Here is a 14,930-nt window from a genome sequence, read left to right as displayed (position 1 = left end):
GTCCCGACGAGGCCCACCCCACCCTCCTCCCGGCGCAGCAGGAACACCCTGGCGCCGGCGGCCTCGAGCTCGGCCACGCGACCTTCGACCCCCTCCTCGTGCCTCATCGCCCTGACCCCGCCGGAGCGCGGGCAACCGTACCCCGCCAGCACGATGACCGCGACGTAGATGCCAGAGGCCCTGAGCCGGCCCACACAGGCAGCGAGCCCATCATCCCCGCCACGCGAGACGACTATCACGCCGTCCCCCGGCTCCCGTTCCCCCGAGGCCAGGAAGGAGGAGAGAGGCTTCGATCCATCGGCCACCACCCCGGCCAGAAGCCTCATGTGTCCCTCGTACGGGGTACCAAAACCCGTGCGGGAGGCCCGCCCATCGTTGCAGAGCAGCCTGAACGGAGACCCCATCGCGTGCAGGGCTGCAGCGACGGAGGCCGCCGTGGAGATCGCATCCTCCACCTCCCGCTCCGGCGCCCGCAACCCGCGTCGCTGCAGGTCCAGGGCCACCGTGTAGCGGGCGGGCACAAGTTCCGAGAACTCCCTCACGTAGAGCTCACCGGTCTTGGCCAGGCTCTTCCAGGACACATGCCGCAGATCGTCACCGGCCCGGTACTCCCTGAGCCCGGTGAACTCGCCCCCGGGGCTCGTCCGCCGCGGGTGGGCCGGCCCCCCACCATCATCACCCTCGAGGAGCACACCCGGCACCTCCCACGTCCGCGGGTAAACGACCACCTCGCCGCCTGCAGTAAATCTCCAGGAAAAGCGCAGCATCCCGAAGAGGTCCTCTGAGACCACCTCCGCCGGTCCCAGCCGGTATATCCCACGCCGGCCGAAGGTCACATCCACCTCGAGCCGGCCACCGTCCCCGTTCTCCCACCTGAAGACCTTCCTCTCCGGCAGGAGGTCTCTTACCTCCACGACCCGATACCAGGCCTTACGCCCACCCTCTACCAGCAACCCGACACGCGCCGTACGACCGGCAACGAAGCTCCCCCCGGCCGGGAGCGCGCGGAGGTAGCGCAGGCTGGCACCCCCCCAGAGCCCGGTCAGCAGACCCGCGAGCAGCACGGCGAGGAGGGCGTAGGCGAGCTGGAAGAGCTGGGTGGTCCCGAAGGTCACCGCGAGCCCCAGGACCGTCCCGCCCGCAACGAGCGCCTGCCAGCCGCGGGCCGTGGGGCGCACCGAAGGCCTCGCCCTCTCCCTCCCGGCCGGCACCCCTCCCCCTACACCGCCTCGGTCACCGGCACCGAGCGGAGTACGTCTTCGACTATGGCCCGGCTCACGCCCTCCACCCCACCGTACCCGTTCACCCGGGAGGAGACGGGGATGATCCTGTGCCCGAGCACGCTCTGTGCCATCTCCTTCACGTCGTCCGGGATGCAATAGGAGCGCCCGAGGCAGGCCGCCCGGGCCCGGGCCGCCGCGAGCAGCATCCTGCTCGCCCTCGGTGAGGCACCCAGGTGGGTGGATTCGTGCTCGCGGGTGGCCGAAGTCACGGAGACCACGTAGCGCAGCACGGCCTCGCTCGCGTGCACCGCCTCGACCATGCGCCGCATCTGCAAGACCTCCTCCGGGCCCACCACCGGCTCCACCTCCATCACCGGATCTCCGGAGAGCCGGAGCATCCTGCGTTCGGCCTCCTCGTCGGGGTAGCCGAGCTCCATCTTCACCATGAAGCGGTCGAGCTCCGCGTGCGGCAGCGGATAGGTACCCTCGTGCTCGATCGGGTTCTGGGTCGCCAGCACTCCGAATGGCTCGGGCAGCTTGCGCGTCCTGCCGTCCACGGTCACCGACCTCTCCTCCATAGCCTCAAGCAGGGCGCTCTGGGTCTTGGGCGAGGCACGGTTTATCTCATCGGCGAGCAGTACGTTGGCGAAGACCGGTCCGGCCCGGAAATCGAAGCTGCCGGTCGCCTGGTTGTAGACGTTGAGCCCGGTCACGTCGGTCGGCAGGAGGTCCGGCGTGAACTGTATCCTGCGGAAGGTGCCCCGAATCGCCCGGGCCAGTGACTTGGCCAGGAGCGTCTTTCCCACGCCAGGCACGTCCTCTATCAGGACGTGTCCACCGGCGAGCAGCGCCGCCACCGCCAGCTCTACGTTGGATCGCTTGCCGCTTACGGCACGCTCGACGCTCTCTACTATACGTTCTACTCTCCCGGCGAACGCCTCGTAGTCCAAGAGAACCCCGCCACAATATCTAGGGATAACACGGGAGAGATTATACAGCAGCCACCAGATGCCCCTCCCTCAGAGGGCCGCTTCTTCGGAGAGGCGCTCCCCGTAGAACTGCTCGACGTAGCGCCGCTGGACGCTGTTGAGTTCCCGCGAGTACCACACCATGACCACGTACCGCGGCTCCTTGGGGGTGCTCCTGGGGTACATCCCGCACTCCATCGGGAGCTTGTTGCCCTTCCTGGCGTTGCATTTGGTGCAGGCAGCCACCACGTTGTCCCAGGTGTTCCCCCCGCCGCGCGAGAGGGGCTTGACGTGATCCCTGGTCAGCCGCTCCCCGCGGCCCAGCTCCTTCCTGTGCCGGCCGCAGTACTGGCAGCGGTACCCGTCGCGCGCGAAGAGGACGGCGTTGGTGACGTGCCTGCGCAGGCGGCGCGGGATCTCGACGAACTTCACGAGGCGTATGACCAGCGGGTAGGGATACTCGCTCTTCTCCGAGCGGAACTTGCGCTCCAGAGATGCCTCGACTATCTCGGCCTTCTCCGAGACCACGAGGATGATGGCCCTCTTGACGGGCACGAGGGCCAGCGGCTCGTAGCTGGCGTTCAGGGTCAGGCACCGCGCCACGAATAGTATTCTAGCATACCCCACTACCGGCTCGTGCTACATTATCTCCGGTACGCGGCACACCCCGAAAGGAGGCAGGAGGTCAGAAGGTTTCGCAGGTCCGCGCTGCCTGCTCTCGCCTTCCTGATGGGCGCTGCGATCCTGGCGGGCGTAATCCGGGCGCGCAGACATCCTTCGGAGTTCTCCTACGGGCTGGGTCGTCTCGTGCTGAAGCTCCCCCGCCCCTTCGTCGACAGAGACCGGCTGCGCCTTCTACTCGATCCCAGGCCCGGCGAAAGGCTGCTGGAGGTGGGTCCGGGAACGGGGTACTACACGCTCGATGTCGCCGGACTCTTGAAACCAGGCGGTACCCTCCACGCGCTCGACGTCCAGCAGCGGATGCTCGACCATACGCTGCGTGCGGCCCGGGAGCGGGGGATCGACAACATCGTCGCCGGCTGCGGAGACGCGCGCTCCCTTCCCTACGGCGACGACACCTTCGACGGAGCCTACATGGTGGCGGTGCTCGGCGAGGTCCCGGACCAGGAGGCGGTCCTGCAAGAGCTGCACCGGGTTCTCAAACCCGGCGGGCGCCTCGTGATCGGCGAGTCGCTACCCGACCCGCACATGGTCCCTCCCGACGCCCTCCGCCGCCGCGCCGAGGGAGCGGGTCTGCGATTCGAGCGGCAGCTCGGGGGCAGGGGCGCCTATCTGGCCCGCTTCACAGCCCGATAGCCTTAGTCTTCGGCGCCGCGAGGACGGCCTCGAGGATCGGCGCGGCGGACCACCTCAGCGGATCGGCGGCCGGAAGCCCGGTCTCGTCCGAGAGAGCACCGAGCGCTTCTTTAGCCTCTCTCTTGGAGAGAGCAGAGGTATTGGCGCTTATGGCGACGACGGGGGCAGGCTTGACCAGCGCGGCGACCTCCTCGTAGAGCCGCGCCGCGCGCGAGACCTCCGGCCGCGGGACGCCGGGGACTATCTCCCCGCCCGAGAGGTCGGCGCAGAGGATCAGGCAGTCCGGGCACGAGCCGTGCAGAAGCCCTAAAGTGACCCCCGAGTAGGCCGGGTGCGCGAGCGAACCTTGACCTTCGACCAGGATCAGGTCGGGGTCGCTTCTCGCGGCCTCGAGCACGAGCTGCTCGGCGGCGCCGGCGATGAAGTCCGCGACGACCGCATCGACGCAGATCCCCCATCCGGAGACGACGATCCCCGTCTGTCCCGTCGCGGCGAACTCGGTCTTCACCCCGGCCTCCCTCGCGGCCCGCTCGACCTCAAGCGTCGCGGTCATCTTGCCGACCGCGGCATCGGTGCCCACGGTGAGCGCGACCTTCGGCTCGACCGAGAAGCCCTCGCCGGAGAAGAGCGGGATGTCCTCTGGGGGCTCGCGCACGTCCCAGACCTTTGCCCCGGGGAGCTCCCGGCCGAGGCGCTGGTGCAGCCCGCTCACGATCTCGACCCCGGCCGCAGCGGCCTCCTTCAGGCTCTCCATCCACTCCTCAGGCAGCCTCCCCCCCGCCGGGGCGAGCCCGACGAGGACCGAGGTCGGAGAGAGCTCGAGCGCCTCGCGGATCGAGGCGACTATCGGGGCGTCGCGCCGGGCGTCGGGCAGCACCTCGAGCACCCGCCTCCCGGCGAGCGTGGAGTCGACGACGCAGACGACCTCGTCCGAACCGTAGCGCAAAACGCCATGGGCGGTCTTCGCGTGCCGGTCGGTGAAGCAGCCCTCGGCGAAGAGGGCGTAGCGGCGCTTCCTTTGCTCCCGACGCAGCCTCATCGGAGCTCCACCCCGAGCCCCGGCACATCCGGGACGATCAGACGCCCCCTCTCGAACACGAGCCCCTCGAAGGGGTCGTCGGCGAGGAGCATCGGCCCGTCGAGGTCCACGTAGTCCACGAGCCCGGAGAACTGGGCCGCCGCGGATATGCCGAGCGAGGTCTCGACCATGCAGCCGACCATCACCCGCATGCCGCAGGCGCGGGCGGTGTGGATCATCTCGAGCGCCCTGCGGATGCCGCCGCACTTGGCGAGCTTGACGTTGACCCCCGAGACGCACCCGACGAGGGGCGGGACGTCGGCGGCGACGAGCGCGCTCTCGTCCGCGATCACGGGGACCGGGTAGGCCGCCCGGGTCACCTCTTCGAGGGCCTCCCTGCCCTCAGAGGCGGCGACCGGCTGCTCGATCATGGCCACCCCGATCTCCCTGAGCTCCCGCACGGCTTCAACGGCCTCCTCCGGCGGGAAGGCCTCGTTGGCGTCCGCCCAGATCTCCGCCTCCGTCTCCCCGGAGAGGGCCCGCAGCGTCTCGATGTCCCGCCAGCCGCCGAGCTTCACCTTGAAGATCGGGTACCCCGCCCGGGAGTGGGCCCTGGAGAGCGTGGTCTCCCTGTCCGCTATCGCCAGGGTGTAGGCGCTCGCCGGGCGCGGCCGGGAGAGCCCCAGGAGCCTCCAGACCGGGATTCTGAGGCGTTTCGCCGCCAGATCGTGCAGCGCGGCGTCCAGGGCGGCGAGCGCGCTCGCGGAGAGGTCTTCGTTGAGCCGGAGCGTTCCCTCTATGTCCCAGGGATCCTCCACACGCACGGACTCCAGGGCGGCACGGTCAGCATCGGGGTCCTGGCCGTAGTAGCCGGTCGAGGCCGCCTCGCCGAGCCCCACCATCCCGTCTTCCTCCAGGCGCAGCACAGCCCGCCGGAAGGTGTCCGAGGAGCTGCGGGCGATGGCGAAAGTCTCCCTGGTGTGTACCGTCAGTATCTGTGTGGATATCTCCAAGGGGCTTCGGATCTCCTTTCAGGTGGTTCCGGTCGTTTCCGCGGCCCGGCGCCATTTTATCCCCACCGAGATGACGTCTTCCAGAAGGATCGTGAAGAGGATGCGACCACGGTTTATACTTTCTTTTCGTAGCATACGTTTTCCGCTATGCCATCCGAACAGGAGCAGGACGCTTGGCTGAGAAGAAGGCAGAGATCCTCGTGGTGGAGGACGACCGGGTCATCCTCGACACGCTCGCGTACAACCTGGCGCGGGCCGGCTACTCCGTAAGCAAGGCGATGACCGGGGCCGAGGCGCTCAAGCTGGCCAGAAGCCGCCGTCCGGACCTGATCCTGCTGGACATCATGCTCCCCGGGGAGTCTGGGATAAACGTGTGCCGCAGGATCCGGGAGGAGGACGAAGAGGTGGTCATCGTCATGGTCACCGCAAAGGACGCCGAGCGGGACAAGGTCAAAGGTTTCGAGGCCGGAGCGGACGACTACGTCACCAAGCCCTTCGGGATGAAGGAGCTTCTGGCCCGGATAAACGCACACCTCAAGCGCAGCGGTGTCATCGGCAGCCGGGGCAGGATCATCGAAGCCGGAGACCTGCAGCTCGACACGAAGAACTTCATCGCCAAGGTGGCCGGCGAGCCGGTCTCGCTCAGGCTCAAGGAGTTTGAGCTCCTGGCGGCTCTCGCGGCCTCCCCTGGAGAGCTCAAGAGCCGGGAGGAACTGGCCAAGGAGGTCTGGGGGCACGCCGGGGTGGGCTCATCACGCACGATAGACGTGCACATCCGGAGGGTCAGGGCGGCACTCGGCAAGAGTTCTTCCTACGAGTATATTCACACGGCCCGGGGGCTCGGCTACCGCTTCGAGGCCAGGCCCCGCCAGGAGAGCGTGCAGCGGGCAGTCAAGGAGGACTAGGCACGGGCATGCTCAAGGACGGACCCAGAGAAGACGAACTCGAGGTAAGCGCGCGGGAGCTCCGGCGGATCAACAAGATCCGCCGGGACTTCGTCGCCAACGTCTCCCACGAGCTCAAGACCCCGGCGACCAGTCTGCGGCTCCTCGCGGAGAGCCTGGTGGAGATCATCGACGAAGACCCGGATCAGGCGCGCTACTTCGCCCTGCAGCTCAAGAGCGAGACCGATCGCCTGAGCCGCCTGATAAGCGATCTCCTCGACCTGACGCACCTGGAGAGCGAGGAGAAGGTGACCGACCCGGAGCCGGTCGACGTGCGCGGAGTCCTGATGGGGGTGCTCTCCCGCATGAGACCCTCCGCACGGCGCAAGGGCCTGGCGCTGCGCTGGCGCAGGGCAGGCGACGCCGCGGACTACACGGTCATGGGAGACGAGACGCAGCTCGGCTCGATGTTCGCCAACCTGGTCGACAACGCCATAAAGTACACCCCGGAGGGCGGGAGCGTGGAGGTCTCCGCCGAGGCGGACGAGAAGTCGGTGCGGGTACGGGTCGCCGACACCGGCATCGGCATCCCCGAGAAGAAGCTCCCGCGCATCTTCGAGCGGTTTTACCGGGTGGACAAGGCCCGCTCCAAGGAGACGGGCGGCACGGGGCTCGGGCTCTCGATCGTGAGGCACGTGGCCGAGAACCACGGCGGGAAGGTCACCGTCGAGAGCACCGAGGGAGAGGGAACGACGTTCACCGTCTATCTTCCACGCGAGGACCAGACCCGCTAAAGCACTCCCCCGCAAGATCCGATAACGGGTTCGATGGGGCTCTGAAGCTCGGGGAGATGAATTGGCAACAGAGGAGAGCTTCCGCAACCTGATCGACGTCTCCTTCGAAGGCATCGTCATCACGCGCGGCGAGCGGGTGATCGAAACCAACCGGGCCTTCGACGAGATGTTCGGCTACTCTCCCGGCGAGACGGCGGGCATGCCGGTCTCGGAGTTCGTAGCCCCGGAATCACGCCAGACCGTGCTGGAGCGTCGGTTCAGCGGACACACCGAACCGTACGAGGCGGTCCTCAAGCGCAAGGATGGCACGACGTTCCCGGCCGAGGTAAGGGGCAGGAGCGCGCTCTACCGGGGGGAAGAGGTCCGGGTCACGGCGGTCCGGGACATCACCGAACACAAGAGGGCCAAAGAGAGGCTCCGGCGAAGCGAGGAGCGCTTCAGACGGCTCTTCGAGCACTCCTCCGACGCGTTGGTGGTGCACGACGAAGAAGGCAGGATCGTCGACTGCAACCTGACCGCTTGCCGCTCGCTCGGCTACACCCGCGAGGAGCTCCTCGGCATGCGGGTGCAGGACTTCGCGACCAACCTGGTCGGTCGTGAGCAGAGGTCCGGGCAGACGCTCTGGGAACGCGCGCTCGCGGGAGAACCCGGGGCCCCGGTCGGCGTGCACATCGGGAAGCACCGCAGAAAGGACGGCACGAGTTTCCCGGTCGAAGTGAGGGTGGCCCCGATAGACTACGAGGGAAGGCGCCTCATCTTCGCCTCGGCCCGGGACATCACGGAACGCGTCAAGGCGGAGGAAGAACTCAGGCATCGGACGCGGCTCCTGGAGCTCGCGCGGGACGCCATACTCGTGCGAGATCTGCAGGGCAGAATCTCCTACTGGAACCACGGGGCCGAGGAGACCTATGGCTACAGCCAGCAGGAGGCCACAGGAAGGATATCCCACGAGCTGCTCGAGACCCGCTTCCCGGAACCGCTGCAGGAGATAGAGGCCTCCCTGCTCGAAAAAGGCCACTGGGAGGGAGAGCTCTTGCATACCGCACGCGATGGCACCGAGCGGGTGATCATCAGCCGGTGGACCCTGGAACGAGGAGACCCGCCGCGCGTGCTGGAGATAAACAACGACATAACCGAACGCAAGCGGGCTGAGGAAGCTCTCAGGGAGGCCGAGGCCCGCTATCGGGCACTTATCGAGCAGATGCCAGCCATCACCTACATAAACCCGCACAACCCCGGCGGCCCAAGCGCCTACATAAGCCCGCAGATAGAGAAGATCCTTGGATACTCCGTCGAGGAGTGCGAGAAGGACCCGGACCTGCTCGACCGGGCTCTGCACCCCGAAGACCGCGAGCGGGTGGAGGCGGCAGAGGCCCGCGCCCGGGCCACCGGCGGACCACTGAGCATGGAATACAGGATGTGCACCCGCGACGGCAGAGAGGTGTGGGTGCAGGACGAGCTCGTGCTCGTCAGAGACGAGGATGGCAGGCCGCTCTTCTGGCAGGGCATCCTGCTGGACGTGACCAGGCGCAAGCGGGTCGAAGAAAACCTCAGAAAGAGCGAGGAGCGCTACCGTTCGATCCTGGAGCAGATACAGGACGTCTACCTCGAGACCGACCTGGAGGGCAACTTCAAGTTTTTCAACCACGCGCTCGTCGAGGGTCTCGGCTACACCGAGGAGGAGCTCCGGGGGATGAGCTACCTCCGGTGCACGGAGAGAAGCTACGTGCCGAAGATCAAGGAGGCGCTCCAGAGAGTCTACACGACTGGCGTACCCGTCAGGAACCTGAGCTGGGAGATCATAAGGAAGGACGGCAGGAGGCGGCACGTCGAGTCGACGGTATCCCTGATCACCGACGAGGACGGCCGCGGGAGGGGCTTCCGGGGCATCATACGCGACGTCACCGAACGCGAACGCCAGCGGGCCCAGCTCGCCCGGCTCGCCTCCTTCCCGGAGCAAAACCCCAACCCGGTGCTCGAGATCGGCCTCGACGGCAGCGTCACCTACATGAACCCGGCGGCCAGAAGCCAGTTCCCGGACCTCGTACAGGCTGGATCCGGACACCCGCTGCTCGAAGGGGTGGATGAGCTCGCCGCGCGCCTCAAGAACTCGGAGGAAGGCGAGATCAAACGCGAGGTATCGGTCGGGAACGCGGTCTACGAGCAGAAGGTTTCGATCTCCCCTACCGGAGAGACCCGGGTGTACGTCAGCGACATCACCGAGCGCAAGCGGAACGAAAGGGAGCTGGGAAAAGCCCGCCGCGCTGCAGAAGAGGCCAGCCGGGCCAAGAGCGAGTTCCTCGCGAACATGTCGCATGAGATCCGCACGCCGATGAACGGCGTGATCGGGATGGCCGAGCTACTTCTCGATACGGATCTCACCCCCGAGCAGCGCGACTACGCGGAGACGATCCGCTCCTCGGGAGAGACGCTGCTCGCCGTGATCAACGACATCCTCGACTTCTCGAAACTGGAGGCCGGCAAGGTGCAGCTCGAGACGCTGGAGCTCGATCTCCACGAGACCGTCGAGGAGGTGACGGCCCTGTTCGCCACGCTCGCCCACAGGAAGGGCATAGAGCTGGCCGGTTTCGTCGAGCCCGACGTCCCGACGAGGCTGCGCGGGGATCCCTTCCGGCTGCGTCAGATCCTGACGAACCTGATCAGCAACGCCGTGAAGTTCACCGAGGAAGGGGAGGTCTTCGTGCGGGCGAGCCTCGCCCGGGAGCCCTCCGAGAGGGTGCGGGTGCGTTTCGAGGTGAAAGACACTGGCATCGGGATGAGCGCCGGAGAGATCTCGAAGCTCTTCCAGCCCTTCACCCAGGCGGACTCCTCGACGACCCGCCGTTACGGGGGCACGGGGCTTGGGCTGACGATCTCGCGACGCTTCGTCGAGATGATGGGCGGCAGGATCGGGGTGGAGAGCGAGCCCGGGAAGGGCAGCACCTTCTGGTTCGAGGTGCCCCTCGAGAGAGCCGGAGAGACGAAGGATCGGCAGGTGATCCCCGGCGACCTGAGCGGCGCCCGGGTCCTCATCGTCGACGACAACGCCACCAACCGCACCATCCTGCTCAAGCAGACCACCGCCTGGGGACTGGAGAACGCGAGCGCATCCGATGGTCGGCAGGCGCTCGCCATGCTCGGCGACGCCGCGGCGGCGGGGAAACCCTACGATCTGGCGATCCTGGACATGCAGATGCCGGGCATGGACGGGCTCGAGCTCGCCCGCAGGATAAAGTCTGAACCGTCCCTCTCATCGACCCGGCTCGTACTGCTCACCTCCCTGGTACAGGGGGGGATGGGACCCAGGGCGCGTGAGTGTGGGATAGACGCCTGCCTCACCAAGCCGGTGCGCCAGTCGCAGCTCTACGACGCGCTGGCCACGGCCCTCGGCAACAAAGAGGTACAGGATCATCAGCGGACGGAACGCCCGGAAGTCCGCAGAATGGCGGCACTCCCGGTCCTCGTCGTCGAGGACAACCCGGTCAACCAGAAGGTGGCGCGGAGGATGCTGGAGAAGCTCGGGTACGACGTCGAGGTCGCCTCCGACGGCCAGAAGGCGCTCGAGGCCGTCTGTGGGAACCGCTACGCCGCCGTCCTCATGGACTGTCAGATGCCCGTCATGGACGGCTACGAGGCGTCCCGGGAGATCCGCCGCCGCGAGCAGGAGGGGGAACGCTTCAACGAGAGCGGGCACCTGCCGATCATCGCGCTGACCGCGGGCGCGCTCGCCACCGACCGCGAGAAGGCGCTCGCCGCCGGAATGGACGATTACATCCCCAAGCCAGTAAAGCCCGATGAGCTGCAAGAGGCACTCGAACGCTGGCTCCCGGACGAAGGAGAACCCCCGCTCGACCCCACCATCCTCGACAACCTGCGCGAGCTGGCCGGCGAGGACGACCCAGACCTCGTCTCGGAGCTGGTCGAGATGTACCTGGAGGACGCCCCGCGCAGGATCGAGGAGATCCGACGCGCCCTGCACGCCGGCGACGCCCACGCCCTGGCACAGGCCGCCCACACCCTGAAGGGCAGCTCCGGCAACATGGGCGCCACACGCGTGCAGGAGCTCGCCGCCGGGCTGCAGGAGGCCGGCGACTCCGGCGATCTCTCGGGCGCGGAGGAGAAGCTCGCCTCCCTCGAACGGGCGTTCGATCGGGCGAAAGCGGCACTCCTCGCGCTCGTGCGGTAGGGGCTCATCCTTCAGCGGTCCATATATATAGAATAGTTTCAGAGAGCGTTGCACAGACGAGAGCGGAGGCAACATGCCCGAACCGATAGACCTCTACTACTGGCCGACCCCGAACGGACACAAGATCACCATATTCATGGAGGAGACCGGCCTCCCGTACAACATCGTCCCGGTGGACATCACCGCCGGCGACCAGTTCCGGGAGGAGTTCCTCAGGATAAGCCCGAACAACAAGATGCCCGCCATAGTCGATCCGGAGGGACCGGATGGTAAGCCCATGAGCCTCGCCGAGTCGGGGGCCATCCTGATCTACCTGGCCGAGAAGACCGGAAGGCTCCTCCCCTCCGCCCCGCGCACCCGCTACACCACCCTGCAGTGGCTGATGTTCCAGATGGGGCACGTCGGCCCGATGCTCGGCCAGGCGCACCACTTCCGCAAGTACGCCCCGGAGAAGGTCCCCTACGCCATAGAGCGCTACACCAACGAGGCTGCCCGGCTCTACGGGGTGATGGACCGCCACCTCGAAGAGGTCGAGTACTTCGCCGGGGACGAGTACACGATCGCGGACATCGCCATCTACCCCTGGCTGATCTCCCACGAAGACCAGGGCCAGAGGATGGAGGACTACCCGAACCTCGCCCGCTGGTTCGAGAAGGTCGGCTCGCGTGAGGCGGTCCGGCGGGCGCTCAAGGTGGGTAAAGACCTGAGGAAACCCCTGGAGGAGCTCGACGAGGAGCGGCGCAACCGGCTCTTCGGCATCAAGAGGGGCTAGTATGGCGGCGAAGGAACGGGGCTTCACCGCGGAGCTCTGGCGTTCTATCGAGGACATCTACGCCGCCATCCTCGCCCACCCGTTCATCGGAGGGCTCACCGACGGGACCCTCACCGAGGAGCGCTTCCGCCACTACGTGATACAGGACGCCCTCTACCTGCGCGACTACGCCCGCGCCCTCGCCCTCGCCGGGGTGCGCTCCCCCGACGAGGACGCCCTGGTGATGTTCGGCGAGCACGCGACCGGCGCGATAACCGTCGAGCGGAGCCTGCACGAAGGGTTCTTCCGGGATCTCGGAGTCTCCGAAAAAGAGCTCGACGAGACCCCCCTCTCCCCCACGAACCTCGCCTACACGAGCTACCTGCTGCGCGTCGCCTCGCTCGGTGACTACCCCGAGGTACTCGGTGCGATCCTGCCCTGCTACTGGATCTACGCCGAAGTCGGAGGCTCCCTGCTCGAGCGCGGCTCGCCGAACCGGCTCTACCGCCGCTGGATCGAGACCTACGGCGGGGAGGACTTCGGGGAGCTGGTCGCGGCCGTGCTCGACCTGACCGATCGCGTCTGCGAGGGGCTGAGCCCGGAGCGGCTGGCGGCGGTCAGAGAGGCATTCGTGACGACCAGCCGCTACGAGTGGATGTTCTGGGATGCGGCCTGGCGGCTCGAGGGCTGGCCGGTGTAGGGGCTAGCCCTTCTCCACCCACTCTCCCCGCTCGTTCTTCTCGTACTTCTGCTCCACGGCGCTCCAGGCCACCCGGTGCGCCCGGCTCTCCTCGCCGTATTGCTCCTCGGCCGAGTTGAACGCCTCCTTGTAGATCTCCTGCGCGTGCTTCGGGAGGTTGCTCCTCACGCTCTCGGGCAGGTCCGTGATCCTCTCGTAGGGCATCTTCCGTCTCCTCCTCGCCTGCAGGGACACCATCTCTTCTACCCGCGAAGAAGAGATCCAATCCTACCCGAAGTGGTCCCACCCGGAGAGTCCCTCCACGGGCTCCCCTCTCCTGATGAAGCTCACCCCCTCCTCGACGACCTCCCCGACCACGCTCACCGGCACCTCCGAGACGGAGGAGAGTTCCTCCAGCACCCGCTCCGGCGCCGCGATGAGAAGCTCGTAATCCTCACCACCCGTCGCAGCGAGAACCTCCGGGTCGCGCCCGAGTGAACAGGCCAGCTCGCGCACGTCCTCCGGGACGGGGAGCCTCTTCAGATCCACCCGGCACCCGACCCCGCTCCTCCGGCAGACGTGCCGCACGTCGGAGGCGAGCCCGTCGGAGAGGTCTATCATCGCGTGTACCCCCAGGCGGGAGGCGAGCCGGCCGGCTTCGACCCGTGGCTCTGGCCTGAGGTGGCGCCGCACGAGCCGCTCCGGCTCCCTCTTCCCGCCCTCGAGCGCGAGGAACCCCGCCGCGGAGGCCCCGAGCTCCCCGGTCACCGCGAGAAGGTCTCCGGGGCGCGCCCCGGAGCGCAACACCGGCGGATCCGGAAGCTCCCCCACCACCGCCACGTCCACCGTGAGCACATCGGCCGCGGTCGTATCGCCGCCCAAAGGGTAGACCCCGAACTTTTCGCAGGCGGCGAGCACCCCCTCCATGCAGCCGAGCGCCACCCCGGAGTCCGGCGCCCCGCCGGAGACGAGGATGAAGCGCGGCACCCCGCCCATCGCCGCCACGTCCGAGACGTTGACCGCGACCGCCTTGTAGCCGACGTCCTCCGGGGCGGCCCACCCCTTGAAGTGGTGCCCGAAGACGAGCATGTCGGAGGCGAGCGCCCAGCGAATCCCCCCGAGACGCACCACCGCGCAGTCGTCCCCGAGCGGGACCTCGACCTCCCCGGGCCGCGCGCCGAGCCGGGCGGCGATGCTCTCTATGAGCTCGAACTCGTTCATCCCCGCTCCCGCAGGAGGTGCCGCACGGCCCACCAGAGCGCATCGGACTCCCGCTCCGTGTACCAGGTGCGCAGAGAACGCCACTCATCTTCGGTGACCCAGCGGCAGGCGTCATGCGCGCCGGCCTCCGGGGTGATCTCCCCGCCGGGATGACGGGCCAGAAACCCGACCCCCGCGTAGAGTTCCGGATCGTCCGGGGAGCGCCAGGGCTCGACCCGCGCCCACCACGGCAGCTCGGGCTCGGCGCGGATGCCGGTCTCCTCGTGGAGCTCGCGGCGGGCGCAGGCTACGAAGTCCTCCCCCGGCTCGAGCGCCCCGCCGGGGTTCTCCCAGAGACCAACCGGTGGCTTCCTGCGCCGCAGCAGGAGCGCCCGTGGCTCTTCTCCCGAGAGATCGACGAGCACGGCCCCGGAGCCCAGGCGGGCGCTCACCACCCCTTCGACGGTCTCCCGCGGCGGCGGAGGGGCAGGGGCGGACTCCTCCGGCAGCGCCCGGAGGATCTCCGGGACCCTCAGGATGTCCTCGCGCGACCACCAGCTCGGGACACCGAGCCACTCCTCGACGGTGAACCACCGGGCGCCGGAGTGTTCGGGCGTGATCCGTGGTTCCTCCTCCCCGACCCGGCCGGCGTAGGTGACGCTCGCGAGCGGCTCGCCGTCCGCGCGGGTCCCGACCCACGTCGCGAGCATCATCTGCGGGGCGACGAGGAGCCCCGTCTCCTCGTAGACCTCGCGCACCGCCCCCTGCTCGAAGGTCTCGCCGGGGTGGAGCCTCCCGGCCGGCGGCTCCCAGGTCCCGGTGGCCGGGCGCAGTAACAGGAGCACCCGACCGTCGCGGCGGACCGGCAGGATCCCGGCGGCCAGGTTCGCCCGCACC

General features: G+C 67.8%; 14 protein-coding genes. 6 read left to right on the top strand and 8 right to left on the bottom strand.

Going from position 1 to position 14,930, the window contains the following annotated elements:
• The 3 genes from PJB24_RS07035 to PJB24_RS07025 form a co-directional block, all read right to left on the bottom strand.
• Positions 1-1,211: DUF58 domain-containing protein (locus tag PJB24_RS07035; RefSeq protein WP_273844183.1), on the bottom strand; the 1,211-nt coding region annotated here is incomplete at its 3' end.
• 8 nt (positions 1,212-1,219) lie between these two features.
• Positions 1,220-2,173 (bottom strand): AAA family ATPase, encoded by a 954-nt coding sequence (locus PJB24_RS07030; protein WP_273844181.1) that lies wholly within the window; start codon positions 2,171-2,173, stop codon positions 1,220-1,222.
• A gap of 69 nt (positions 2,174-2,242) precedes the next feature.
• Positions 2,243-2,794: an HNH endonuclease gene (locus PJB24_RS07025; protein WP_273844179.1), complete on the bottom strand. Its 552-nt coding sequence runs from the start codon at positions 2,792-2,794 to the stop codon at positions 2,243-2,245.
• Positions 2,795-2,920: 126 nt separating this feature from the next.
• On the opposite strand from PJB24_RS07025, the gene PJB24_RS07020 reads away from it, so the two are divergent.
• Positions 2,921-3,508, top strand: coding sequence for a class I SAM-dependent methyltransferase (locus tag PJB24_RS07020; RefSeq protein ID WP_273844177.1), 588 nt, complete (start codon positions 2,921-2,923; stop codon positions 3,506-3,508).
• Here PJB24_RS07020 and PJB24_RS07015 read toward each other — a convergent pair.
• Complete coding sequence (locus tag PJB24_RS07015; protein WP_273844175.1) at positions 3,495-4,547, bottom strand: N-acetyltransferase DgcN family protein; 1,053 nt, start codon at positions 4,545-4,547, stop codon at positions 3,495-3,497. The genes PJB24_RS07020 and PJB24_RS07015 overlap by 14 nt on opposite strands.
• On the bottom strand, positions 4,544-5,539 hold the full coding sequence (locus tag PJB24_RS07010) for a dipeptide epimerase (RefSeq protein ID WP_273844173.1): 996 nt from the start codon (positions 5,537-5,539) through the stop codon (positions 4,544-4,546). Before PJB24_RS07010 ends, PJB24_RS07015 begins: the two co-directional genes overlap by 4 nt.
• Before the next feature lie 173 nt (positions 5,540-5,712).
• On the opposite strand from PJB24_RS07010, the gene PJB24_RS07005 reads away from it, so the two are divergent.
• From PJB24_RS07005 to tenA, 5 genes are all read left to right on the top strand, one after another.
• The gene (locus PJB24_RS07005) at positions 5,713-6,444 is read left to right on the top strand and encodes a response regulator transcription factor (protein WP_273844171.1); all 732 of its coding nucleotides are present in this window, start codon (positions 5,713-5,715) and stop codon (positions 6,442-6,444) included.
• 8 nt (positions 6,445-6,452) lie between these two features.
• Positions 6,453-7,217 (top strand): sensor histidine kinase, encoded by a 765-nt coding sequence (locus PJB24_RS07000; RefSeq protein ID WP_273844169.1) that lies wholly within the window; start codon positions 6,453-6,455, stop codon positions 7,215-7,217.
• Positions 7,218-7,278: 61 nt separating this feature from the next.
• Positions 7,279-11,403, top strand: a complete 4,125-nt coding sequence (locus tag PJB24_RS06995) for a PAS domain S-box protein (protein ID WP_273844167.1) — start codon at positions 7,279-7,281, stop codon at positions 11,401-11,403.
• Positions 11,404-11,476: 73 nt separating this feature from the next.
• Complete coding sequence (locus PJB24_RS06990) at positions 11,477-12,175, top strand: glutathione S-transferase N-terminal domain-containing protein (RefSeq protein ID WP_273844166.1); 699 nt, start codon at positions 11,477-11,479, stop codon at positions 12,173-12,175.
• 1 nt (position 12,176) lies between these two features.
• On the top strand, positions 12,177-12,854 hold the full coding sequence (tenA, locus tag PJB24_RS06985) for a thiaminase II (protein WP_273844164.1): 678 nt from the start codon (positions 12,177-12,179) through the stop codon (positions 12,852-12,854).
• 3 nt (positions 12,855-12,857) lie between these two features.
• Here the strand turns inward: tenA and PJB24_RS06980 are convergent, their stop codons facing one another.
• From PJB24_RS06980 to PJB24_RS06970, 3 genes are all read right to left on the bottom strand, one after another.
• Entirely contained in the window at positions 12,858-13,058 is a 201-nt protein-coding gene (locus PJB24_RS06980) for a ChaB family protein (RefSeq protein WP_273844161.1), read from the bottom strand.
• A gap of 63 nt (positions 13,059-13,121) precedes the next feature.
• Positions 13,122-14,054: a thiamine-phosphate kinase gene (gene thiL, locus PJB24_RS06975; protein WP_273844159.1), complete on the bottom strand. Its 933-nt coding sequence runs from the start codon at positions 14,052-14,054 to the stop codon at positions 13,122-13,124.
• The gene (locus PJB24_RS06970) at positions 14,051-14,929 is read right to left on the bottom strand and encodes an NUDIX hydrolase (protein WP_273844157.1); all 879 of its coding nucleotides are present in this window, start codon (positions 14,927-14,929) and stop codon (positions 14,051-14,053) included. The genes thiL and PJB24_RS06970 overlap by 4 nt, the downstream gene beginning before the upstream one ends.
• Between the last annotated feature and the right edge of the window lies 1 nt (position 14,930).

Source organism: Rubrobacter calidifluminis, from assembly GCF_028617075.1.
GTDB lineage: Bacteria > Actinomycetota > Rubrobacteria > Rubrobacterales > Rubrobacteraceae > Rubrobacter_E > Rubrobacter_E calidifluminis.
This window is presented reverse-complemented; position numbering and strand designations above follow the sequence as displayed.

What these genes read in the sequence shown, in the direction of transcription:
- PJB24_RS07020 (WP_273844177.1), top strand. Translation starts at nt 2,921, where the DNA reads ATGGGCGCTGCGATCCTGGCGGGCGTAATCCGGGCGCGCAGACATCCT.
- PJB24_RS07015 (WP_273844175.1), bottom strand. Translation starts at nt 4,547, where the DNA reads ATGAGGCTGCGTCGGGAGCAAAGGAAGCGCCGCTACGCCCTCTTCGCC.
- PJB24_RS07000 (WP_273844169.1), top strand. Translation starts at nt 6,453, where the DNA reads ATGCTCAAGGACGGACCCAGAGAAGACGAACTCGAGGTAAGCGCGCGG.
- PJB24_RS06990 (WP_273844166.1), top strand. Translation starts at nt 11,477, where the DNA reads ATGCCCGAACCGATAGACCTCTACTACTGGCCGACCCCGAACGGACAC.
- tenA (WP_273844164.1), top strand. Translation starts at nt 12,177, where the DNA reads ATGGCGGCGAAGGAACGGGGCTTCACCGCGGAGCTCTGGCGTTCTATC.
- PJB24_RS06980 (WP_273844161.1), bottom strand. Translation starts at nt 13,058, where the DNA reads ATGCCCTACGAGAGGATCACGGACCTGCCCGAGAGCGTGAGGAGCAAC.
- thiL (WP_273844159.1), bottom strand. Translation starts at nt 14,054, where the DNA reads ATGAACGAGTTCGAGCTCATAGAGAGCATCGCCGCCCGGCTCGGCGCG.